General features: G+C 71.4%; 23 protein-coding genes. 15 read left to right on the forward strand and 8 right to left on the reverse strand.

Going from position 1 to position 22136, the window contains the following annotated elements; genetic code table 11:
- The first annotated feature begins 72 nt into the window (after positions 1–72).
- Genes G6O69_RS24740 through G6O69_RS24750 form a run of 3 tightly spaced genes read left to right on the forward strand, consistent with a single transcriptional unit; the run spans position 73 to position 2199 of the window.
- Positions 73–621, forward strand: a complete 549-nt coding sequence (locus G6O69_RS24740) for a hypothetical protein (protein WP_172305970.1) — start codon at positions 73–75, stop codon at positions 619–621.
- A 37-nt stretch (positions 622–658) separates the two neighbouring features.
- The gene (locus tag G6O69_RS24745) at positions 659–1411 is read left to right on the forward strand and encodes a hypothetical protein (RefSeq protein WP_172305971.1); all 753 of its coding nucleotides are present in this window, start codon (positions 659–661) and stop codon (positions 1409–1411) included.
- The gene (locus tag G6O69_RS24750) at positions 1411–2199 is read left to right on the forward strand and encodes a hypothetical protein (protein WP_172305972.1); all 789 of its coding nucleotides are present in this window, start codon (positions 1411–1413) and stop codon (positions 2197–2199) included. The genes G6O69_RS24745 and G6O69_RS24750 overlap by 1 nt, the downstream gene beginning before the upstream one ends.
- A 239-nt stretch (positions 2200–2438) precedes the next feature.
- Here G6O69_RS24750 and G6O69_RS24755 read toward each other — a convergent pair whose 3' ends face one another.
- Both G6O69_RS24755 and G6O69_RS24760 read right to left on the reverse strand, forming a co-directional pair.
- Positions 2439–3434 carry a DUF2169 domain-containing protein gene (locus G6O69_RS24755; RefSeq protein WP_172305973.1) on the reverse strand — a complete coding sequence of 332 codons (996 nt, stop codon included), beginning with the start codon at positions 3432–3434 and terminating at the stop codon, positions 2439–2441.
- Entirely contained in the window at positions 3431–5809 is a 2379-nt protein-coding gene (locus tag G6O69_RS24760) for a hypothetical protein (protein ID WP_172305974.1), read from the reverse strand. The genes G6O69_RS24755 and G6O69_RS24760 overlap by 4 nt, the downstream gene beginning before the upstream one ends.
- Positions 5810–5845: 36 nt before the next feature.
- Here G6O69_RS24760 and G6O69_RS24765 point away from each other — a divergent pair, with 36 nt between their 5' ends.
- From G6O69_RS24765 to G6O69_RS24780, 4 genes are all read left to right on the forward strand, one after another.
- Positions 5846–6001: a hypothetical protein gene (locus G6O69_RS24765; RefSeq protein ID WP_176397068.1), complete on the forward strand. Its 156-nt coding sequence runs from the start codon at positions 5846–5848 to the stop codon at positions 5999–6001.
- A gap of 79 nt (positions 6002–6080) precedes the next feature.
- Positions 6081–6353 (forward strand): hypothetical protein, encoded by a 273-nt coding sequence (locus G6O69_RS24770; RefSeq protein ID WP_176397069.1) that lies wholly within the window; start codon positions 6081–6083, stop codon positions 6351–6353.
- Positions 6354–6429: 76 nt separating this feature from the next.
- The gene (locus G6O69_RS24775) at positions 6430–6651 is read left to right on the forward strand and encodes a hypothetical protein (RefSeq protein ID WP_172305976.1); all 222 of its coding nucleotides are present in this window, start codon (positions 6430–6432) and stop codon (positions 6649–6651) included.
- Between the two features lie 69 nt (positions 6652–6720).
- Positions 6721–7926, forward strand: coding sequence for a site-specific integrase (locus G6O69_RS24780; RefSeq protein WP_172305977.1), 1206 nt, complete (start codon positions 6721–6723; stop codon positions 7924–7926).
- A 44-nt stretch (positions 7927–7970) separates the two neighbouring features.
- Here G6O69_RS24780 and G6O69_RS24785 read toward each other — a convergent pair whose 3' ends face one another.
- The 5 genes from G6O69_RS24785 to G6O69_RS24805 form a co-directional block, all read right to left on the reverse strand.
- The gene (locus tag G6O69_RS24785; RefSeq protein ID WP_172305978.1) at positions 7971–9344 is read right to left on the reverse strand and encodes a DUF1552 domain-containing protein; all 1374 of its coding nucleotides are present in this window, start codon (positions 9342–9344) and stop codon (positions 7971–7973) included.
- Entirely contained in the window at positions 9341–10939 is a 1599-nt protein-coding gene (locus tag G6O69_RS24790) for a DUF1592 domain-containing protein (protein WP_172305979.1), read from the reverse strand. Before G6O69_RS24790 ends, G6O69_RS24785 begins: the two co-directional genes overlap by 4 nt.
- A 3-nt stretch (positions 10940–10942) precedes the next feature.
- Positions 10943–11617, reverse strand: a complete 675-nt coding sequence (locus G6O69_RS24795; protein ID WP_172305980.1) for an Ig-like domain-containing protein — start codon at positions 11615–11617, stop codon at positions 10943–10945.
- Positions 11618–11749: 132 nt separating this feature from the next.
- Entirely contained in the window at positions 11750–14608 is a 2859-nt protein-coding gene (locus tag G6O69_RS24800) for an insulinase family protein (RefSeq protein WP_172305981.1), read from the reverse strand.
- A gap of 32 nt (positions 14609–14640) precedes the next feature.
- Positions 14641–14922, reverse strand: coding sequence for an acylphosphatase (locus G6O69_RS24805; RefSeq protein WP_172305982.1), 282 nt, complete (start codon positions 14920–14922; stop codon positions 14641–14643).
- A gap of 435 nt (positions 14923–15357) precedes the next feature.
- Here G6O69_RS24805 and G6O69_RS24810 point away from each other — a divergent pair, with 435 nt between their 5' ends.
- Positions 15358–15588 (forward strand): hypothetical protein, encoded by a 231-nt coding sequence (locus G6O69_RS24810; RefSeq protein ID WP_172305983.1) that lies wholly within the window; start codon positions 15358–15360, stop codon positions 15586–15588.
- 127 nt (positions 15589–15715) lie between these two features.
- Complete coding sequence (locus G6O69_RS24815; protein ID WP_172305984.1) at positions 15716–15913, forward strand: hypothetical protein; 198 nt, start codon at positions 15716–15718, stop codon at positions 15911–15913.
- 109 nt (positions 15914–16022) lie between these two features.
- Here the strand turns inward: G6O69_RS24815 and G6O69_RS24820 are convergent, their stop codons facing one another.
- Positions 16023–17303: a hypothetical protein gene (locus tag G6O69_RS24820; RefSeq protein ID WP_172305985.1), complete on the reverse strand. Its 1281-nt coding sequence runs from the start codon at positions 17301–17303 to the stop codon at positions 16023–16025.
- 175 nt (positions 17304–17478) lie between these two features.
- On the opposite strand from G6O69_RS24820, the gene G6O69_RS24825 reads away from it, so the two are divergent.
- The 6 genes from G6O69_RS24825 to G6O69_RS24850 all read left to right on the forward strand — a co-directional run bounded on the left by G6O69_RS24825 (position 17479) and on the right by G6O69_RS24850 (position 22109).
- Positions 17479–18336, forward strand: a complete 858-nt coding sequence (locus tag G6O69_RS24825; RefSeq protein ID WP_172305986.1) for a hypothetical protein — start codon at positions 17479–17481, stop codon at positions 18334–18336.
- Positions 18337–18351: 15 nt separating this feature from the next.
- On the forward strand, positions 18352–19014 hold the full coding sequence (locus tag G6O69_RS24830; RefSeq protein ID WP_172305987.1) for an SDR family oxidoreductase: 663 nt from the start codon (positions 18352–18354) through the stop codon (positions 19012–19014).
- Between the two features lie 186 nt (positions 19015–19200).
- On the forward strand, positions 19201–20001 hold the full coding sequence (locus G6O69_RS24835) for a hypothetical protein (RefSeq protein WP_217909907.1): 801 nt from the start codon (positions 19201–19203) through the stop codon (positions 19999–20001).
- Between the two features lie 249 nt (positions 20002–20250).
- Complete coding sequence (locus tag G6O69_RS24840; RefSeq protein WP_176397071.1) at positions 20251–20640, forward strand: hypothetical protein; 390 nt, start codon at positions 20251–20253, stop codon at positions 20638–20640.
- Complete coding sequence (locus tag G6O69_RS24845; protein WP_172305990.1) at positions 20637–21620, forward strand: hypothetical protein; 984 nt, start codon at positions 20637–20639, stop codon at positions 21618–21620. The genes G6O69_RS24840 and G6O69_RS24845 overlap by 4 nt, the downstream gene beginning before the upstream one ends.
- Before the next feature lie 42 nt (positions 21621–21662).
- Positions 21663–22109: a MarR family transcriptional regulator gene (locus tag G6O69_RS24850; RefSeq protein ID WP_172305991.1), complete on the forward strand. Its 447-nt coding sequence runs from the start codon at positions 21663–21665 to the stop codon at positions 22107–22109.
- Positions 22110–22136: the final 27 nt, after the last annotated feature.

Genomic DNA, 22136 nt, shown 5'->3' on the forward strand with positions numbered 1-22136 from the left:
GGTCAGCGAGGACGCGGCCAAGCAGGACATGGGTGCGCTCGCGGCCAGCGCGGGCGAGGGGGTCAGCGCGGTGTGGATGCTGATGAGCGCCAGCACCGTGGCCACCTGCTCGAGCACGGGCCCACGCCCAAGACGTCGACGCGCACCAAGGCCGGGGCGGCGCCCCGGTCGGAGACGAAGGAGGTCCCGACCTTCTGCGCGGCGCCGGGGACCTCGTGCGTCGTCGACTACGAAGCCACGGACTCCTCGGGCAGGCGGGTGCTCGTCGCAAACTCGGGCAAGACCGTCGCCGGGCTCCCGGCGACGACCGACGTCAAGGGGTCGATGGCCCAGGGCCAGACGTTCACGACGCCGGGCGGGCGCAAGTACACGGTCCAGCCCAACGCAAACGACACCAACGCGCCCGGCAACTGCGCGGCGCCCAAGCTGATCCACTCGGCGGTCCAGCAGGGCCTGGCGCCCGTCGGGATGACGGAGTTTTGGGTTGGTCCTGCGAATTCCAACTTCAACGACGGCGATCACGCGCCCTCGTGCCCGACGTGTCAGCGTATCCTCTCGTCGATGCTATGCCCCGAGCCCCCCGACCCCGAAAACCCCGACCAGGTCTACACGGTTCAGTGAGGAGCGAGCCGCGATGAACGTCGAGTTGGTGCCACTCGTGAGTGCTGAGCTCGAGCGCGTCGAGCGTCTGGTCCCGGATCTCGACGAGCTGATCCCGGGGTTCGCCGCTGCGGCCCAGGGCGCGAGCGAGGCCGAGATCGAGGCCTTGCAGGTCGCCGCGGATCGGCCCTTGCCGCCGGCCTACGCCGCGTTCCTCCGCGCCGCCGGCCAGCGCTGGGGGGTCGGTGACTCCGTGCTCTACGGCGCCCGGTTCACGGTCGCGGCGATGCTCGAATTTTGGCGCGACATCGACTGGACGAGCCCGCGCTTTGTCGGCTTCGGGGTCGCCGAGGCCGATCCCTACGAGGACCTGTACCTCGACCTCGAGCGGCCCGGCGCCGAGCTGGCCCTGGTCCGCTTCGCCGAGCCCCAGGCCGAGGAGGAGGTCGTCGACGGCCTGCCCGAGGACCTCGAGCTCCTCGACCGCAGCTTCACGAGCTTGCTGTTTGTCCGGACCTGGCTCGACCACTGCGTGCCGCGCTGGCCGGCGCAGCGTCGGGCCCAGTCGCGGCGCCCGGTCGGCGAGGTCGATCGAGGTGACGCCGTGCTCGCCGATCGCGGCTGGACGCGGCATCCGTCATCGTCGACGTGGTGGCGGCTGTTTCAGCGCGAGGGCGCCGCGGTCCTCGTCCACGAGTGGTTCACCCGCGCGTCGCTGGCGATCGAGGTCGTGGCCGGCAGCGCGCGCGAGTGCGAGCGGATCAACGCCGAGCTCGCCCACGCCCTCGGCCTCGAGGTCCGTGAGATCTGATGCTGAGCCTCGACGCGATCCTCCAGTACTTCGGCGGCGAGGACCCCGAGTGGCTCGCGAGCGTCGCGCCCGCGAGCGCCGCGGAGATCGGCGCGATCGAGGCCCGGGCCGAGCGTACGCTGCCGCCGATCTACCGCCGCTACCTCGAGCTGCTCGGGCGGGAGCCGGGGGTGCTGTTCGACGAGTACCTCGGCGCCGACCCGCGCGTGGACCGGATCCTCACGCACTACGACGCCGGGGGCTGGCGCCCGCCGCCGCCCTACACGCTGTTCGCCCGCGACCCCGAGGGTCAGCCGATCGATCTGTTCTTGCGCGACCGCGACCGCGACGGCGCCGCAGATCAGGCCGAGCCCTACCTCGTCAGCTTCGCGATGCCCGGCGGACCCCGGAACATGCGCGACGACGGGCCGGATCGACCGATCTTGCTCGCGCCCGAGCTGAGGACCTTCGTGTTCCGGGCTGGCTTCGACAACCTGATCGGGTCTCGCTACTCGACCCTGATCCGCGCGCGGATCCCCGAGGGCGTGGGCGAGCGATGGGCCGCGCTCGACGAGGCCGTCGACAAGATGGGGATGCGTCACGAGCACGGATCGGACGCCTGGACCTCCTCGCACCGGGCCCACGAGGCCGCGATCCAGTGGTTGCGCAACGGGCCCGACGAGCCCGTGCTGATCCGCGCGTGGTCCGACGACGAGGGGCTCCTGCACACGTTGGTCGCCGCCCTCGGCGTCTGCGGGCAGGTCGTCGTCGACGGCCTCCACCCGACGAATTCTCCGATCTACTCTTGACCCCCGCGGCCGGTTTGGCACTGCGCCTATCGGGAAAGGGCCGTTCGCCACGCGTTCCCCGCCCGCAGTAGCGAGCGACGGGCCTTTGCGTTTGTATGGGGCTGGCGCGTGAGCGTCGGTGGCGAACTCAAAGGCATCGCGAGCGATGCCCCGGCCATTCGGCCGGACGGGTTGGTCTGTGCCCTCTGACCGCATGTGGCGCCCCCTAAAAAGGGGGCTCTGATCTCGGCAAGTGGCGATCACGTGGCGGACCACTCGACCGTGGTCCCGAGGTGGTCCTCGAGCTCGCGGTGGGCCGGGATGCCCGCGCGGTAGACCAGGCGGAGGCGCCGCTCGATCGCGTCGATCTGCACGATGTCGAGGGCGAGGTCGTCGCGCTGGCTGCGCCCGCGAAACCGCGTGCGAGCCCAGACGCGCGCGCGCGGCAGCGCGAAGCCGATGTCGCCGCGGGGGTCCATGCCGACGAGGACGACGGGCTCGCCGCCCTCGAGACGGTGCGGCGCGATCAGGGCCGGGGGGGCGCCGAGGAAGTGGCGCTCGTCGAAGTCCTCGGGCCACAGCGGGCAGCGCGACTCGACCCAGGTCTGGTCGTAGGTCCCCGCGAGGCGGGCGCGCGGCTCCCAGCTGGTCCCCCGGGGCAAGAACCCGACGGGCTCCGGACGGTCGCCCACGTCGCCGATCCGCTGGCGTGGGTCCTCGATGTTCGGCAGCCGCTGACCGACGGCCTCGCGCATGCCCGCGTACATGCCGGTCCCGATCGGGTTGCGCGTCTCGATCGTGCGCTCGTCCAGGGTCGAGCTGCCGCCGAACGCGTGCTCCCAGATCAGCGGGATCCGCTCGAAGGGCTTGGGGACAGTCACCTCCGAGCGCCCGACCCAGCGCCGCTCGCCGAAGACCACGGCGTGCTGCTGGCACGGGCCCACGCGGGCGCCGACGGTCAGCTCGGTCACGCGCGTGCCCGCGGGCGCGCAGGCGTCGGCGCGGACGTGGATCTCCGTCGTCGCGCGGGCGTAGGCGATCGGGGCCTCCCACAGCAGGCTCGAGACGCCGGGCTCGCCGACCCACAGCGGGGCCGCGCTCGGCGGTGGTTGATCCGCGGCCGGCTTCGGCGGGCTGCGGTCGCGGGGTCCAGGCAGCTCGAAGTGCAGCGTGGCCCAGATCAGCAAGACGTCGGCGCCAGCGCGGTCGATGCCGGCCATGCCCAAGGTACCGATCCCGAGGCCCTCGACCTTCACGCGCCCTCCAGCCAGCTGCGCAGCCGGGCGATCGCAAAGTGCTGGGCGGCGATCGGCCAGTCGAAGCCAAAGTAGAGCGGGGAGCCGAGGCTCGCGGACAGCTCGCGCACGGCTCGCTCGCGCATGGACAGCAGCGAGTTCGGTGCGGCGAGCTCGGCGAGCCGGGCCTGGCTGTTGAGCGTGCGGCCGAGGCGAACGCGCCCGCCTTCGCGGATCCGCGGGGCCCAGCGGGCGACGACCTCGCGCCAGGGGCCTGGATCGAGGACCGGGGTCAGCCGCATCTCGCCGTCTTGCTCGGGGTCGTCGGCGTCGGCGTCGGGGATCCATGTCGGCGCGATCAAGCCCGGGCCGAGGAGCCGCTCGAGTCCGATCGCGGCGTCGAGGGCCAAGTGCGGCTGCTCGAGCGCCGCGAGCAGCGTCGGCGCGGCGGTCAGCGAGCCGAAGCTGGACAGGGCCCACAGGTGGCGAGGCTCGAGGTCGTCGTGCGCGGCGAGACGAGCGAACACGGGAGCGTCACGGAGGCTCGCGCCCAGGGCCCAGACCTCGTACACGGCGGCCGGGAGCTCGACGCCGCGGCCGAACTCGAAGCGCAGCTGCTCGAGGGCCTCGCGGTGGGCGATGTTCAACATGCGCTCGATCCCCTCGGGGTCGAGCGGGGTGCGTCGCCAGGCCGCTTCGATCTCGGCCGCAGCGCGCGGATCGCTGCTGTGCATGAGCCAGTTCAGCGCGCGGCGCTGGACGGCCGGGTCCTGCTCGGGCCTCGCCAGCAGAGCCAGTGCGAGCTCGGGCGGGCGGTGCTCGAGGGCGTCGAGCACGTCGATCCCGAGCTCGACGATCGCGGGATCGAAGTCATGGGTGACCAGCGCGGGCAGGCAGCCCGGGTCGCGTCCGTGGCGGGACAGCTCCAGGCAGCTGCGCCACAGCGTGAGCTCCTCGGGCGCGTCGGGGAGCGCGGCCTCGCAGCGAGCCCGAGCGTGGTCGAGGGCGCGCTCGGCCTGGGCGGGGGTCCCGTGGGCGAGCAGGACGAAGGCGCAGCCCCGCGCGATCTCGGGGTCGTCGTGGTCGAGCAGGGCCTCGGGGCCGGGGCGCTCGGCGCTCGCGGGCTCGGCTCCGAAGCGCTGCACGTGCTCGAGTGCGGCCTCGACCCGCGCGTGGAGGCGATGCTCGACGTCGACGAGCTCGGGCCACGGGCGGATCGAGCCGCGCAGGTCGTCGAAGCGCTCGACTAACAGCGAACCGATCAGCTCTGCGTGATCGGCGAGGCGGTCGAGCTCGAAGGCGCGGTCTTCGGGTGCGAGCACGGGGGGCAGGCGCTCGAGCAGGGCGCTGTCGGGGGCAGCCTCGACCACGCACGCGCCGAGGGCACCGGCCTCCGCGCAACCATACAGCAGGATCGACGCGGGCCGCTGGTTCGCCCAGGCCGTGGTCGCGCCGAAGTCGAGGGCGCGGCCGAGCTGCAGCAGCGGGCCCGCGGCGCCGGGGTTGCCCAGGGTCTCGGCGATCGAGTCGACACGCAGCGGCTCGGGCAGCAGCTCGGCGTTGCGCAGGTAGGCGCTGACGAGCTCGCGGCCCCAGTAGGGCGCGTCCGACTGGCACGACAGGGCCAGGTCGGTGCGCCCGCGGACGCCCGGCGACTCCCGCACGCGCTTGAACGCCCGGGTCAGGCCGATCGCCTGGCTCGGTTCGCGCTGGGCGAAGCTGCGCGCCTCCTGGTCGTGGGTGTGGGCGACGATCGAGAACGGCTGGGCCGGAGGCGGGAGCAGGCCTCGGTTGCGCGACAGCAGCACGAAGCCGGCGCCCTCGCCCGGCATGTAGCCCTCGCGCCCGCCGTCGATCAGGCGTCGCGCGCGAGCGAGCTCGATCAGCGAGGTCGGATCGCAGCGCGAGTCGATGGCGCCGATGATCAGCGGATCGACGCCGGCGTCGAGCTTGGCCTCGGCGATGGTCAGGAGCTGAAACACCCCGGCGGCGCCGGTGCGGCGGCTGGCGTCGCGGGCGGCCGCGTCGACGAGGGGGTCGACGTGAATGCCGAAGGCCTGCGCCGCCGAACCGATCGCCTGCCAGATCGGCTCCGGTCGCCAGCTCGCGCCGCCGTCGACCTCGGGCAGGGCGAGCATCGTCGGGAGCTGAGTCAACCCGAGCGACTGGGCGACCGCGCCGATCTCGGCGAAGGCCCGCGTAGCGAGGGCGGCCATGCGCTCGCTGCGGGTCGCGCTCGCCGGCACGAGCTCGAGCCGGCTGGCACGCAGGGGCTGACCGCGAGGTCCGAGGTGCTCGGTCTCGGTGAACATGTCCGCGCCCGAGCCGACCTCGCGCTGCGTTCCGCGTCGGTCGAGCGCCAGCGGCGAGCACAGCCCGAGTGCGACGACAAGCATGGCGATCCTCTCGCGGGCGCTCGCAGCGGTCAGTTGATGCTGACGGAACCGCCGCGGATCCGCTGGCGACGGCGGGCCCAGCTCGTCACGTCGCGCCCGCGGATCGTGATCGTGCCGTCGCAGCGCAGGGTCAGCGAGGCTTCGCCGCAGCGCAGGGTCAGCGTCTGTCGTGCGCTGATCGTGCGCTGCTGACCGTCGACCTCGAGCTCGACGGGCTCGGGGTCGCGCGCCTGGGTCGGGCTGGGCTCGCGCGGCGGGGGGGGCCGGGCTCGTGCAGGCTCATCAGCACCGGGGCGTCGGCGCGTCCGTCGATGAAGGCGAGCATGACGACGCGCTGCTCGCTGGCCGCCGTCTGAAGCTCCGCGCGATCGACGGGGCCGAGGCAGGAGGCTGCGCACTCGGGTCCGCCGTCGAAGCGGACGCGCGGGCGGCCGTCTGGGTCGAGCCCGACGATCCGGCCGAGGCGAGGCAGGAGGCCCGTAGCGACGCGCTGCTGGGCTGGAGCGGTGAGGGAGCCGCGGGGTCCGTCGAGCATGGACGATGATAGCAAACGCCGCCGCCGCTGCGATCGCGGCGCTCGTCCAGCCCGGCGAGACTGCTAGAGTCCTTAGCGAGTCGCCGTGGCCGAGCTCGTCATCACGCAGGGAGACCCCGAGGGCATCGGCCCGGAGCTGCTGTTGCGCGCGGCCTCGGCCGCGCAGCTGCGCGCGGGCGATCGAGTCGTCGCCGACGGTGCCGTCTTGCGAGACCTCACCGCTCGCCTCGACACGACCTGGGGGCGCGAGGGTCTCGAGCGCCTCGAGCCGCTGCTCGACGGGCGGCACACAGGCGCGCTCGGCTAGTTCCTGGCACTCGGGCACGGGGTCGATCTCGTGCTCGCGGAGCCCGACCCGACGCGCCGACCCGGGCTCGTGACCGCGCCGATCGACAAGGCCGTGGCCCAGTCCGAGGGCCTGCGCCACCCGGGCCACACGGAGTACCTCGCCGAGCGCGCGGGGACCGAGGACTTTGCCATGCTCATGGCGGGGTCGCAGATCAACGCAGAGCGATACCGCGAGCGCCGCAAGGCGCCCGTCGAGCTCGAGTCGGCCGCGTTGCGCTGGGGTCAGCAGCGGGAGCGCCACCTGCTCAAGCACGGGCCCACGCCCAAGACGTCGACGCGCACCAAGGCCGGGGCGGCGCCCCGGTCGGAGACAAAGGAGGTCCCGACCTTCGCCGAGTTCGCGCCGCGCTTCCTCGAAGGACACGTGTACGCCAACCGGCACAAGCCGACCACCGTCAAGAACACCAAGAAGAAGCTGCGCCTTCACATCCTCCCCGCCTTCGGGGGCACTCGGCTCCACGAGCTCGCGCCCGAGGACATCCAGCTCTTCAAGGGCCAGCGCAAGCACCTCGCCAACAGCACCATCAACAAGCTCCTCGGGCAGGTGAAGACCATGCTCGAGGTCGCCGTCCGCTGGCGGATCATCGAGGCGATGCCCCTCGAGATCGAGATGCTCGAGCTGCCCATGACCGCGATGGAGTTCTACGACTTCGACGAGTTCGAGACGCTGGTCACCGCGGCGACGCGGCTGGACCAGCGCATGCTCGTGATGGTCCTGCTCGGCGGCGAGGCCGGCCTGCGCTCCGGTGAGATCCGCGGTCTCGAGTGGTCGTCGATCAACTTCCGCCGGCGGCTGCTCACGGTCGAGCAGGCGGAGTGGGAGGGCCACGTGACGCTGCCCAAGCACGACAAGATCCGCACGCTCCCCATGACCGAGCGGCTCACGAAGGCGCTCAGGAAGCACCGGCACTCGCAAGGCCCGCGGGTGCTCTACGAAGACGACGGGGAGCCCTTGCACATCAACAGCCTGGCGAACTGGCTCATGAAGCTGTGCCGGCGCGCCAAGCTCGAGTACAAGTCGCCCCACAAGCTCCGGCACACCTTCTGCTCCCACCTCGCCATGAGGGGGGCGCCCGCGAGGGCGATCCAGGAGCTCGCCGGGCACGGCAACCTCCAGACGACGCAGCGCTACATGCACCTGAGCCCCGCTGCGCTCGAGCGGGCGATCAAGCTGCTCGAACTTCCTTCGCCCGGCTCGCCGGTCGGGAGTGGAGACATGGTGGAGACGGTCTAGCCGAGCTCCAGAAACTCGTTTGATCTCGATGGCTTAGGGGCTCCCTAGAGCCCCGCCAGCGCCGTGACCCCACCGCGTCCGACCTGGTCGACGTCCACGCCCAGGGCCTGGACGATGGCCAGGAGCAGCCCGCCGTACTCGGTCCCCTCGGGGTAGACCAGGTGGCGGCCGGGGCTCACGACCCCGCCGCCGCTGCCCGCGAGCAGGACCGGGAGGGCCACGTGGCTGTGGTTGCTGCCGTTGGACAGCTCGCTGCTCATCAGCACCAGGCTGTGGTCGAGGAGGTTGCCCTCGCCCTCGGGGGTCTCGCGCAGGCGCTGGAGCAGGTAGGCGAGCTGCGCCATCTGCCAGGCCTCGATCACGACGAGCTCCTGGAGCTTGTCGACGTCGCCGCCGTGGTGCGAGAGGTCGTGGTGGGCGTTGGCGATGCCCAGCTGTGGATAGGCCCGCGTCGAGGCCGAGTTGCCGAGCATGAAGCTCAGCGAGCGGGTCAGGTCGCAGCGCAGGGCGAGGACCATGACCTCGGCCATCAGCCGGGCGTGCTCGTCGGTGTCGCCCTGCTCGAGGTCGTCGAGCGCGAGCGGGAGGTCGCCAGTGTCGCAGCTCGGGGCGACCTGCTCGACGCGGCGCTCGAGGGCGCGGACGGACTCGAGGTAGTCGTCGAGGCGGGTGCGGTCGCTGCTCCCGAGCCGGGCCCGGAGCGCGGCGGTGTCGGCCTGGACACTGTCGAGGGCGCTCTTGCGCAGGGCTCGCTCGCGCTCGCGCTGCGTCGCGCTGGCCTGGGGGTCGTCGCCGGCCAGGAGGATGTCGAGGGCGACGCGGGGCGAGGTGATCTTGCTCAGCGGTGAGCGTGGACCGGCCCAGGAGATCGAGCGCGAGTAGGCGCAGGCGAAGCCGTTGTCGCAGTGCCCCGTGCCGGCGCCGCCGCCCTCGAGGCCGAGCTGGAGCGAGTGCAGAGGCGTTTTTCCGCGGAGGTGGTCGGCGTAGAGCTGGTCGATGGAGGGGCCGAGGTGGAGGTCGGTCTCGCTCTTGTTGGCCAAGGCGGCGGTCAAGAAGCCCGCCGTGCCCGCGGCGTGGTGCCCGGGCACGCCTGGATCGGAGGCGCTGTTGTCGAGACCCGAGAGCACCAGCAGCTGATCTTCGAGGCCGGCGAGGGGGGAGAGCGTGGGCGAGAGGGCGTCCGCGAGCAGCGGGCCGTCCTCGGTCTTGGGCCGCCAGACCCCTGGAACCATGCCGTTGGGCGTGTAGTAGGCGATGAAGCGCCGCGGCTGCTCGGGCGCGGCGGCGCGCGAGCGCGGCTCGAGGGCCTCGAGCCAGGGCAGGCTCAGGCCGAGGGCGGCCCCGCCGAGCGCCGCCCGGCGCAGGAAGGTCCGCCGCGATGACAGCTTCCGCGGCGCCTTGGTCCACCCGCGACTCACTGGCTGGTCTCCTGTACGCGGCTGCGGAAGGCCTCGCTGGTCGCGACGAGCACGAAGAGCTCGCGCGTGCCGTAGTCGCGGGCCGCGAGCGCGCCGGCGAGGGCCTCGACCTCGGCGAGGGCCGCGTCGTCGAGGCCGCGGCCGAGGGCGTAGGTCATGGTCTTTTGCACGGCGCAGGATATGAAGCGCGGATCTTCGGCGAGGCGCTGACCGAGCTCGACGGGGTCGGCGAAGGCGACCCCCGAAGGCAGGGTGCCGGCGGTGTCGAGGCCCTCGCTCTGCTCGCCCTGGATGGCCCCGCCGATCGCGTCGTAGCCCTCGAAGGACAGGCCGATGGGATCGATGGACAGGTGGCAGCTGGCGCAGGCGGGGTTGGCCCGGTGGGCCTCGAGCTCCTCGCGCTTGCCCTCGGCGTCGGCGTCGATGGGCACGTCGACGCCGGAGGGGGGGGCGCCGAAGGGCTGACACAGCAGATTCTCGAGCACCCAGGCGCCGCGCCGGGCCGGCGAGGTGGTGAAGGGGTAGGCGAGCACGGAGAGCAGCCCGGCCTGGGTGAGCAGGCCGCGGCGCGGGTGATCGCCGAGGCTGACGCGGGTGAAGCCGGGCTCGCTCGGCGGCGCGATGCCGTAGAGCGCGGCGAGCTCGGCGTCGACGTAGGTCTCGTCGCTGGTCAGCAGCTCGCGGAGATCGGCGTTGGTGGTCAGCAGGTAGCGAAAGAGCAGGCGCGGCTCCTCGGCCATGGACGCGCGCAGCTGCTGGGTGAAGTCCGGGTAACGGTGGGTGTCCTTGAACACGTCGTCGAGCTGGCGAAAGGCCAGCCACTGCGCCGCGAAGTCGTCGGCCAGGGCCTCGGCCCGGGGATCGTCGAGCATGCGCCGGGCCTGGGCCTCGACGCCCTCGCGGGTCGAGAGCGCGCCCTCGCTAGCCGCGGCGAGCAGGGCCTCGTCCGGGGGCGCGCTCCACAGAAAATAGGCCAGGCGCGCGGCGATCTCGTCGTCGCTCGCGGGCGTGGGCTGGCCTGGGGCCGCGCTCTCCTCGACGCGAAACAAGAAGTAGGGCGAGAGCAGTACGGCGCGCAGGGCCGCAGCGAGGCCAGCTTCGACGGGCAGGCCCGCCGCCCGGGCCTCGGCGTGGATCGCCAGCAGGCGCGCGCGCTCGTCCGCGCTCACGGGGCGACGCCAGGCCAGGGTCGTCAGGCGCTCGAGGAGCGCAGCCACGCAGCGGTCTTCGTCGCCCTGGGCGAGGCAGCTGTCCAGCTCCACGCGCACGGCCGCCTCGGGGGCCAGCGCGGCGTCGACGGCCTCGTCGGTGGCCAGGGCGTAGAGCTCGAGCAGCAGGGGGCTGGTGGTCAGCACGTCGGCGATGTTGTCGAAGCCGTGGCTGGGTGGATCCGCGGGCAGCTGGCGCGCGACCTCGGACTCGACGCCGAGCACGGCCTCGAGGCTGTTGGCGTACTGCGTGGCGTTGAGCCGGTGCAGGTAGAGGCCCGCGTCCACGCCTTGCGTGTCCGCGGGCTCGCTGCACCCTGCGAGGGTCACCAGCACGGTCAGCGCGGGGGCAGACAGCGCGCGCCGCAGCTGCTCGGGCCTGGGCATGGCTCAGTCGCGGCGGCGAAGGCCGAGCAGGAGCAGGCCGGGGAGGGCGAGCAGGCCCCAGGGGGCGCCGGGCTGGCCGGTGACGGAGCAGCCTCCGCCGCCCGATCCACCATCGCTGTCCGTGTCCGCGGGGCCGCCGGAGTCGCCATATTCGTCGCCGGAGTCACCTTCAGACTCGCCGCCGGACTCACCCGACTCGCCGGACTCGCCCGATTCGCCGGACTCGCCCGATTCTCCCGATTCGCCGGACTCTTCGCCCGATTCGCCGGACTCCTCTCCGGATTCACCGGATTCGCCCGACTCCTCGCTGGATTCGCCGACGAAGACCGTATGGAGGTCCGAGCTGCCGTTGTCGGCCTCCGCGAGGAGCTCGTGGGAGCCTTCGTCGAGATCGACCGAGAAGTCGACGCAGTCGTACCATGAGATGGCTTGCGAGCCCTGGAGAACGCCGTCGAGGTAGAGCTCGACGCTCTCCAGTTCGTTCAGCGAGCCGCCGTTGTGGCAAACCGTGACGTCGATCGTCGTCGCCTCTGGGAAGCTCGCGTCGTCGGCGGGGGAGCTGATGTAGATGAGCGCGTCGATGGGCTCTTCGCCGGTGGTCTCGGCGTGGGCCGAGCTCGCGGTGGTGAGGATGCCTGCGCCAAGCGCGACGGATAGGAGCAGCTTGTAGGAATGCATGAGAAGTCGCGGGCCGCTCGGCCCGATGGTGTGCATGTGCCACCAGCGCGGGCGATCGATCACCCGCGGGCACAGGAATACTCGAGGTGCTCGAATCCGCGAGCGGGGAGGTCGTGAGCGGGGAGCCCGGGCTCAGTAGGCGACGAGCTCGTCGAGCTCGCGCCGCTCGAGCTCGCCGAGGCCAGCGAGGGCCGCCATGTCCATGGCCGTGGTGTCCCCGACGAGGACCACCGCGGCGCCGGCCTGCTCGAGCGGCTCGGCGAAGTGCAGCAGGTCGGCCAGGCCGAGGTGGCGCAGCTCGGCGAGCACGCGCGGGCGCGGGTCCTCGTCGAGGCCGCGCAGGCGCCAGTCTTCCGCGGTGAAGCCGTAGCCACGAAAGCGTACCCGCGAGCCGACAAGCTTCTCGATCGCCGAGCCGCGGGCGCGCTCGAAGCGTCGCTCGTGGGCAGGGAGCTCGCGCAGCAGGCCGAGGAGCACGGCCGCGGTCTCGGCCGCGCGCTCGGGGCGGGAGGCCGCGGTCGCCCAGATCAGGTTGTGGTCGCCGAGGCGGGCGCCGGCCGAGTGCCCGCCGTGGGCCGAGTAGGCCAGGCCGCGAGCCTCGCGGACCTCCTGGAAGATCAGCCCGGCCTGGCCGCCGACGTACTCGTGAAAGAGCCGGTAGACGGCGGAGCGGGCGGGGTCGTAGGCGGCCGAGGGCAGGTAGACGCCCACGCGGGTCTGGGCCGCCTCCTGGTGGAGCAGGAACAGGCGGGTGCCGCTGTGCGCCACATAGCGGGTGGGCTGGTAGGCCGGGGCGGGCAGGGCGGGGGCGCTGGGGCTGCCATCGGTGGGCAGACCGAGGCCGAGGAGCTCGACGAGCTCGTCGCGCGGGTGAGGGCCGGCGTAGAAGCAGACCTGCTCGTAGCCGAGCAGGGCGTCGGTCGACCGGCGCAGGGCCGGGAGCTCGAGCGCGAGCACGGCATCGTTGGTCAGGGCCTCGCGCAGATAGGGGCTGTCCTCGCCGCGCAGGGCCCACTGCTTGAGGCAGTTGAACTTGAAGTCGGTGGTGTCGCGCCTTTGCTGGCGCTTGCCGACGACCTCCTCGGCCCAGCGTTGGCGCTCGTCCTCGCCGATCACCGGGCTGCGCAGGCGATCCACGACCAGGGGCAGGACCTCGCCCAGGACCTTGGCGCGCCCGGCCAGGCTGAGGTCGGTCTGCTGGCGGCGGCAGTCGAGGCTGGTCGCCGCGGCGGCGTGGAAGAGGGTCCGGCGGTAGCCCTCGAGGTCGAGGGCGCCCACGCCCGCGCGCCGCCACAGGTCGAGGCCCTTGGCGAGGGCCGGATCGTGGGCGCTGCCGACGTAGCGGCGGAAGGTCAGGTGAAAGAGGTCGTTGCTCGGGTTGGGGCTGCGATAGAGCAGCCCGGCCGGGGTCTGCTCGACCTCGAAGTGCTCGCCGCGCGAGAGGATCTGGACGTCGAGCTCGGTGCTCGGCAGCGAGGTGACGGCGCGAAAGAGCGGGGAGTGGGAGTCGCTGTCGAGGCGCAGCTCGCTGAGACCGAACACGGGGATCTGCTCGACCTCGGGCTCGCCGGCCGTGCGTCGGGCGACGACCATGTCCTCGCCCAGCCAGCGCTGGGCGGCCTCGACCAGCTGATCGCGGTCGATGGCCGCGAGGCGATCGAGGCGCGCGCAGACCCACGACCAGTCCCAGTCGTGAAACCAGGTGTCGAGGAGCAGCGAGGCCTGGGCGGCGGTGTTCTCGAGCCGGCGCAGCTCACCGACCTCGAAGTTGGCGATCAACGCCTCGAGGTCGTCGGTCCGAAAGTCGCCGGCGCGCAGGGCCGCGACCTGCTCGCGCAGCAGGGCCTCGACCTGCTCGAGGCTCTGGTCGATGCGCGGTCGACCCCACACGGTCTGGCAGCCGCCCTGATAGCGCATGCCCGGGAAGGAGCCGGCGGCGCGCACGGCCTGGCGCTGCTCGAGGCGGGTGTCGAGCAGGCCGGTGGCGCTGTTGCTGAGCATCATGTCGGCGAGCATCAGCGCCTCGGCGTCCTCGTGGGTGCGGGCGACGGTGCGCCACAGCAAGCGGACCTCGGGGTCGCCGCGGTGGACCACGTCGACGCGCTGCTCACCCTCGGCCAGGGGCGGCATGGGCTGGGTGTAGGCGGACAGCTCGCCCGGCGCGAGGCCGCCGAAGTGCGCGCGGATCAGCTCGAGGGTCGCCGCCGGGTCGAGGTCGCCGGCGAGGATCACCGCCATGTTGTTGGGCACGTACCAGCGCTGGAAGAAGGCCTCGGTTTCGGCGATCGAGGGCCGGAGCAGATCCTGGACCTCGCCGAGCACGTCGCGGGCGTAGGGGTGCCCCGCCCAGATCCGCTGGGCGCCGGCGCGTGCGAGGACGCGCCCGGGGTTGTCGAGGGCCCGGTTGCGCTCCTCGATGATCGTCTCGAGCTCCGTCGGGAACCCGCGGAACACCGGGTCCGCGAAGCGATCACCCTCGAGCATCGCCCAGGCCTCGACGCGGTTGGCCGGGATGTCGACGGTGAACACCGTGCGATCGTGGGAGGTGTAGGCGTTGAGTCCGCGGGCGCCGAGCAGCCCGTAGGCTTGCTTGAGCTCGTTGGCGATGGCCCAGCGGTTGACGGTGAGGTTGGCCGCGTCGATCTGTGCGAGCAGCTCGGCGCGCGCGGGGTCTCGAGGGGCGCCCGGATCACCTGGAACAGCTGGATCAATGGCGCGCAGCTGCTCGTAGAGCTCGCGCAGGCGGACGAGGTGCTTGCGCTCGGCCACGGGGTCGCGGGTGCCCAGGCGGCGCGAGCCCTTGTTGGCGAGCATGTGCTCGAGGTAGTGGGCCAAGCCCGTGGCCCCGGCGGGCTCCTGGGCGGCCCCCGCTCGGACGGCCACGCGGCAGGAGATCCAGGGCTCGTCGTGGTTCTCGGCGATGTAGACGCGCAGGCCGTTGTCCAGCGTGTGCTGGTGCACGGTCATCTCGGGGATCGCTGCGAAGCGCACTGCTCAGCAGGCTATCAGGCCAGCGCTCCGACTCAGCGGAGAATCTGAAAATCGGCGAATTCGCCTGTCGCGTCGAGGTGTTGGGTCTCGACGGCGCTGACCTGCGCCGCTGGGGGCCCCTGTGCGCACCAGGCGAGCAGGGCCTCGAGGGCCCCGGGCTCGCCCTCGGCGACGAGCTCCACGCTGCCGTCGGGGCGGTTTCGGACCCAGCCGCGCAGGCCCAGGGCGGCCGCCTGCTCGCGGGTGCTGGCGCGGTAGTAGACGCCCTGGACTCGGCCGCGGATGCGCAGGTGGACGCGTCGGGCTTGGCTCATGCGTGGATGGTCGCACACTCGGCCGCTGAGAGTGGGCGCTCGTACCCGTCGTCGGCGCCCCTTGGCTGCGGTCTGGACGCCCGTGCTCACGTTGCGCAATCCGTCGTGGGTCCTCGCTGCGTCTGGACCTCGCGCACAGCCCCGCGGGGCGGGCTCGGTGAAGACAGCGCCACGAGCGTTGCCGCGCGTCGCCTCGCTGTGGGCAGCAAGGTCGCAAATTGGCGGATCCGTGGGGCGCTCGCGGGGCCCTCTCTCGGCGATGGGTCGTGGGTTTGGCCCCGCCTCGCGATCGTGTTGCGCGGCCCCAGTGGCGGTGTTTGACTGGCGACACGTCAGCGGCGATTCGATTACTGGCAAGGCTGATTCGGTATAGTCCGAATTGCTTGCAGTCGGATTGTTGATGATGCCCTCAATCCATACGAGAGGAACACCAAAATGAACAAGACGAACGAGAACAAGCTTCAGGATCTGTACATCGAGGACCTCGGCAAGGTCACCGGTGGCAAGACTGGCCTGGCGACGACCCTCGCGGTCGGCGAGGAGGACCCCGTGACCACCCTCGCCGTCGGCGAGGAGGATCCCCAGCCGACGACCCTCGCTATCGGCGAGGAGGACCCCATGACGACCCTCGCTATCGGCGAGGAGGACGACGGCGAGCTGTCCTGAGCTGCCTCGGCGCGCTGGTCTTCGCCTCGGGCGAGGCCAGCGCGCCGCCCTCGCGCTTCGGGCACAGAGGCGCCCCCAGTTGGAGCCTGGGCCTGGGCGCCGCGGGATCTGTTAGACTGCCGCGCCCATGGACGCGGACAAAATCAAGCTCTACGTCGCCCCCGCCATCGCGGTGATCTTGTTTTTGGCGTGGTTCTTCGTGATCCGCCCGAAGCTCGACGACGGAGGCCTCGATGAGGCTGCGGGCCAAGAGCCGATCAAAAAGCGTCTGCCGCCGGAGGAGCTGCCCCCGGAGCCCACGGACCCGGCCCAGCGCGTGCGCTGAGGCCTACCGGCAACCCGCGAGCAGCCCGCGGCCAACCAGTGAATACACGCCGCCGACTGCCCGCTCGAGAGCGGGCCCAGCCGGCGGCGTCGTCATGAGGCGATGGCGGTCAGGGGTTGGCCCAGGTGGCGCGGGCGAGCTCCTCGGTGTCGATGCCCTCGCAGGGCTCACCCGGCACGTCGCTGCAGTCGGGGTTCATGGCTCCGAGCACGGCCAGCGAGCCGTCGGCGCTGCCTGGCACGTCGCTGGGGGCGAAGGCGCCAGAGAATTCGACCCCGGCGAGATCGTAGCCGCTGACGTCGACGCCGAACTCGCCGTAGGTGTCGGCGAAGTCCGGCGCGTCGACGAGGCTGCTGTAGATGTCGCTGTAGACGCTGACATTGGCGAGGGCACCCATCTCGTCGGCGGTGGCGACGACCTCGACGGGGATGGTCGCGTCGAGGTCCGTGCCGGTGAGGGTCAGCACGGCGCCAAAGCGGAGGCTGCCGGCCTCGCCCTCGCCGCTGCCGACGACGGCGCAGATCGCCTCGCCGTCGTGGGCCGCGCTGAGGCTCAAGGCCGTGGCGGACTGCTCCTCCCAGATGATCTCGAGGCCCCAGTCGTCGTTGATCAGCGCGAGGGCGTCGGCGGCCGAGAAGCCCTGGAGGGCGTGGTCGAGGGGGATGGAGAGGTCGCCAAACTCGCAGTCGTTGCTGCCGCCGGGGAAGCTGGCGTATTCGACGAAGCCGGCGGCGACGGCGTTGCCGCTGACCAGCTCGACCATGCCGGTGAGCGTGCCGTTCAGCCCGAAGCTCGAGATGCCGACCTGCAAGGAGGGCGCGCCGATGGTGAGGTCCGGGGTCTCGGTGGTCACGGTCATGCTGCCCGCGAGCGCGTCGAGGTCGAGCGCGGTCTGAAAGTAGGGCTGGATGATGTTCTCGGCCTTCAAGACCACCGAGAGGGTCTCGGCGAGGGCGCCGCCCCCGGTCTCGACCTCGGCGACCACGTCGATCTCCAGGCGGTCGTTGCAGTCGATGTCGATCTCGTAGTCGCTCTCGGCGGGCTCCGAGTCGATGTAGCGGATCTCGCCGCCCTCGTGGGTCAGGCTCAGGTCGATGGTGCTCTCGCCGCTCTCGGGGCCGACCTCGATCTCGACGAGGCCATCTTGGATCTGGTCGACCCAGGTCATCGGGGAGCTGTGCTCACCCGCGGCGACGGCGAGGACGTCGGCGGCCGAGAAGCCGAGGGCAGAGACCTCGTCGATGGAGCTCAGGACCGTCGCGGTCTCGACACACTCGTAGGAGCCCTCGGCGTCGGAGCCCAAGTTGTCGGGCTGGGTGTCGCCATCGGGGGTACAGGCGAGGGTCAGGGTGATCAGGCTGAGGGCGGGGACGAGTGTGATGCGTGGCATGGCAATCCAGTCGCTCCTCCTGTCTCGTGGGCACGGTGGATGGATCATGCTCGGCGGGTGCGTGGATCCCCGCCGAGCCGGCAGAGCGCCGGGATTTGCCCGTGCGTGGGTGTTTTTGCGCGAATTGAGGGGGCGTGTGAGGACCCGCGCTAACACGGGCTGCTAGGATTCACGCATGCCCGGCCGCCAGACCTTCGACTCCGAGATCGGCGACGTCCACGAGGGGGGCCGGCGGCTACGCACCTTCGACGATGAATTCGAAGGCCTGCCGGGCTCTCAGCTTCGCGACGATCGGCCCTCGACGATGATCGATCGTGGGCGACGCCTGCGAGCTGTGCTGAGCATCACATTGATCTTGGGGCTCACGGCGTTGGTCGCCTGGGTGGTCTGGCTGTGGTGGGAGCCAATCTCGGCGTGGGCCGGGCTGGCTTCGGATCAGGAGCAGGACCAGGTCGCAGACGCGCAGGCCGGGGCCGGTTCGGAAGATGGTCTGGAGGTGGAGGGCGCGGACGAGGGCGTGGACGGTGACGCGGGCGAAGTGAGCGCGCTCGAAGGCGAAGCCGGCGAGGCGAGCGCGACGGCGGCCGAGCCGGAGGACGCACCGGCCAGCGCGTCGGGCTCTGCCGACGCAGGGGAGGTGACGGACGCAGGCTCACAGCCCGAGGCTGGCGCGGACAGCCAGCCGGCATCGACACCGACACCGGCCGCGGCCAAGGTCGAGGTCGCGAGCACCTCGGTCCGCGGCCGCGTCTCGCAGGCCAGCGTCGAGTCCAAGCTGAAGAGCGTCGACGAGGCCCTCGCCGGGTGCTGGACCACCGCCGTCGCCGGTGGCGCCAGCGGGCCGATCTCCTTGGAGCTGCGCTTCACGATCAAGTGGAACCGCCGCCTCAAGTCGACCTCGGTCTCGGGGGAGGGCGCGCCCGCGGCCGTGACCGACTGCGTGCGCCAGGCGCTGCCAGGCGCGGGCTGGCCAGAGCCGAGGGATCTCGGTGACGCGACGGTGACCCGGACCTGGACGCTGAGCGCGGGCTGACCGATGCTCCGGGCCATGACCACCACCTTGATCATCGGCGCGAACCGGGGCATCGGCCTCGAGCTCGCGCGTCAGCTCCAAGCCCGAGGCGAACGAGTCATCGCCGCCTGCCGCAAGCCCACGCCCGAACTCGAGGCGCTGGGGATCCAGGTGGAGACCGGTGTGGAGGTGACGGACTCCGACAGTCTCGACGCCCTCGCGGCGCGGCTCGGGGACGTGCGCATCGACGTACTGATCCACAACGCCGGCATCCTCGCGCCGGTCAGCCTCGACGACCTCGACTTCGACTCGATCCGCGAGCAGTTCGAGGTCAACGCCATGGGCCCGCTGCGCGCAGTTTCTGCTCTGCGCGGGCACCTGGGCGAGGGCTCGAAGATCGCGCTGGTCACCAGCCGCATGGGCTCGATCACCGACAACGACTCGGGCGGCAGCTACGGCTACCGCATGTCGAAGACCGCCCTCAACATGGCCGGGAGCAGCCTGGCCATCGATCTGCGTGGCGAGGGCGTGGCGGTGATCCTGCTCCACCCCGGCTGGGTGCGCACCGACATGACCCAAAACACCGGGCTGATCGACGCCGACGAGGCCGCCCGCGGCATGATCGCGCGCATCGACGCGCTCACCCTCGAGGACAGCGGCAGCTTCTGGCACCAAAAGGGCGAGCGCCTGCCCTGGTGAGCAGGTGGGATCCCCCCCTGTCCGCGGGCCATGCTGGACCGAGGTGTTCGAGCCTTCGGCCCCATGGCCCGCTCGCAATTCGGGCTGTCTCACTCGCGAGCGAATCGAGTGGTTGGGAGGGCTACGGGCGCGGCGCGAGTTCGCGCCTGCACGGCGCCGACGCGCGAGTGGGCGTAGACTAGTGCGGTGGATCGCCCCAGCGAGCTTCCGACCCATCTGTACTACGCCATTCGGCATATGACGGTGGCGGAGTATGTCGAGCTGAGCCGCGAGATGATGCGGGTCCGCCTCGAGGAGACGCTACCTGAGCGCACGCCCGAGGTCGCGCGCGCTGCGGATGCGGTCGAGGCAGCGGCCGACGCGGCAGCCGACGCGATGGCGACGCTCGGTGAGGCGCACGATCCTCAGTGCGAGGCGGTCGAGGTCGCCTTCGAGGCGAGCGCCGACGACCTCGCGGGGATGCTCGACGCGGCCTTGAGCTACTGGTCGAGCTACCTGGTCGCGCAGCGCGTGGTGTGGTCGGGGGACAACGAGCCCGAGGGCGAGCTCGCGCGGCAGATCGTCGCCGACGATCGCATGCTCGCAACCCGGGGCAAGGGGGTCTACGAGGGCTTCTTTGGCGAGGGCGGCCAGGACTTCTTCAAGCTGCCCTACGTCGATCGCTTCCGCGAGCTCTCGGCCTGGCTGCGGACCTTGACCGATGCCGACGGCGAGACCAACTACGGTGAGCTGTTGCGCCGGCCCTTCAACGAGCTGGTCCCCCTGATGCGCCTCCGCTACGAGCACGACCTCGAGCTGCACATGGCCGGGCGCGACGACTCCCACGGTCTCGCGGAGCACCGCGCGACCATGCGCCTGGCCCTGGCCCGCTACGCCCACGAGCTTCGCCAGGCGCCGGATCGCCTGAGCAAGGAGAGCTGCGAGCGCGTGAACACGGCGCTCCAGCCCCTCGAGGACCGCTGCCGACAACTGCGTGTCAGGCACTGAGTGAATTCCTCCCGAGCGTTGGGAAGGCGCCTCGACGCGCGCTCGTGAGCGCGACCGCAGTCGCCGCGCCCTGCTAGGAGCCCGTGGTGGAACCCAGCGCGGCTCCTGGCGCCGGGATTTTCGTCGAGGGCGCGAAGCCAAAACGCTGCTGTACCGGGCGTACTGCAAGTTTTGGCGACAAAGCCCTCGGCGAAAAGACCAAGCCAGGTGTCGTGTTGGGTTTCACCACGGGCTCCTAGAGTCGCGGCCATGCTGGCGCCTCGTTGCTTTGTCCCGATGTCACTCGTCGTGCTCTGTGCTGCGTGCAATCAGCCCGACCCCGTCTATGTCCCGGCGCCAGAGCATTTGCTCTCGGCGACCTCGGTTCCGGACATGCCCGAGAATCCCGACGATCCCTGGGCGCGGCTGCTGTGGACCATGAACTACGACCTGCGCGAGTTCGACGCGACCTGGACCTGGCTCGAGGACGAGGCCACCCCGGGCCTCGAGCGCGATCGCAGCATGGGGGCGGCGGCTCTGCTCGGGTCGCGGAGCTCGATCGCTTCGAACTGCTCGACGCCGGCATCGACAGCCTCGCCGACGCGATCGCCGGGGATCCCGACGACGGGCGGCTGCCGGCCTGGCGGGCCTACCTGGTGACCCTCCAGGCGATGCGCGCGGGGGATCAGGCGAGCGTCGATGCCGGCTACGACTCCCTGCGCGCGGCGACCGACGCCTACACCTCATTCAGCTTGTTCGGCGTGACTTTGATGGTCGCCGGGGATCCCGACGCCGATCAGGCGCTGATCGAGGAGGCCCTCGGTGAGTACGATCGCCTGCTCGTCGACTTTGGCGAGCTCCAGTACAACGACGACGCGCTCAGCCGTGAGCGCGGCTCTCGCCTCGGCGACTGGGCCTCGGCGCCCTTCAACATGCCCGGGACCCAGGCATTGATGGGCGACATGGCGGCTCGGGCAGGGGACAGCGACCGCGCCAAGCGTCACTGGTACACGGCCCTGCGCGGCAACGAGGCCTACCGCTGGGCCTTCCGCGACGAGGTTCAGGCGCGTCTCGACATGGGCCCCGAGGCCGTCGCCGAGGCGATCGCGGCCGGGGAGCTCCAGCCCTTCGGCGCGCGCTTCGAGGGCGCCCTCGGGACCAGTGAGAGCTTCGTGGATCCGCGCTTCGAGGGCCGGATCGGCAACGGCAGCTGCACGATCTGCCACACCCGCCTGGGCGCCTTCGACGACCCGAGCGGAGACTCGAGCAGCGTGGAGGTCGGATTCATTCGCGGGACCATGTTGCTGCCCGAGGGCGTGCCCAACCCCATGCCCAACGTCTTCGCTCTCCCCGGCCAGGACTCGACGCCGAAGGCCTTCCAGATCTCGCGCATCGAGTGGGATCAGGACATCTCCTCCGAGCCGCTGCCGGCGCCCGAGCCCGGGTCGGAGGTCGAGTACATGATCGCCACGCCGCCGGGGCTACAGTTCGTAGCCGGGAAGATCAGCGTCGACCAGCGCGACGACTACAAGGCTTACACCGCCCGACCCATCGGTCCACCACGCTACATCGAGGTTCGCGCCGGGGAGATCGCCGACATCACGGACTCGGAGCCGATGGTCTTCGAGCCGGTCGAGTGAGCCGATTTGGTTATGGACTGGACTGTTTGCTAGGGTACGAAGGTGGCCGCCAAGAAGCCGACGCCCGACCGGGAGCTCGTCCGAGCCTTTGCGACCTTCTTCCCGGCCTACCGCGGGTGGCTGCGCGCGCACCTGCCCGAGACCGCGGACATGACGGCGCCGCGCATGCGCCTGCTGGGCGCGCTGCGCATGCTCGGGCCGCGCAAGATGGGGGCCGTGGGGGCGCACCTGGGGATCAAAAAAGCCAACGTCACCGCGCTGGTCGACGGCCTGGAGCGCGACGGCCTGGTCCGCCGGGTCAAGCACCCCCGCGATCGCCGGGCGACGATCCTCGAGCTCACGCAGGCTGGGGACGAGCTTAGCGCGGCGCTCTACGACGAGTACGAGGCCGGGGTCGCGGGCGTCTTCGAGGTGCTCACGCGCAGCGAGCAGCGGCAATTGCTCGCGTTGCTCGGGCGCGTGATCGAGCGCGTGAACGACGAGGGCTAGAGCGGCAACTTAGTAAAAGTTAAGATA

The organism is Pseudenhygromyxa sp. WMMC2535, assembly GCF_011083025.2.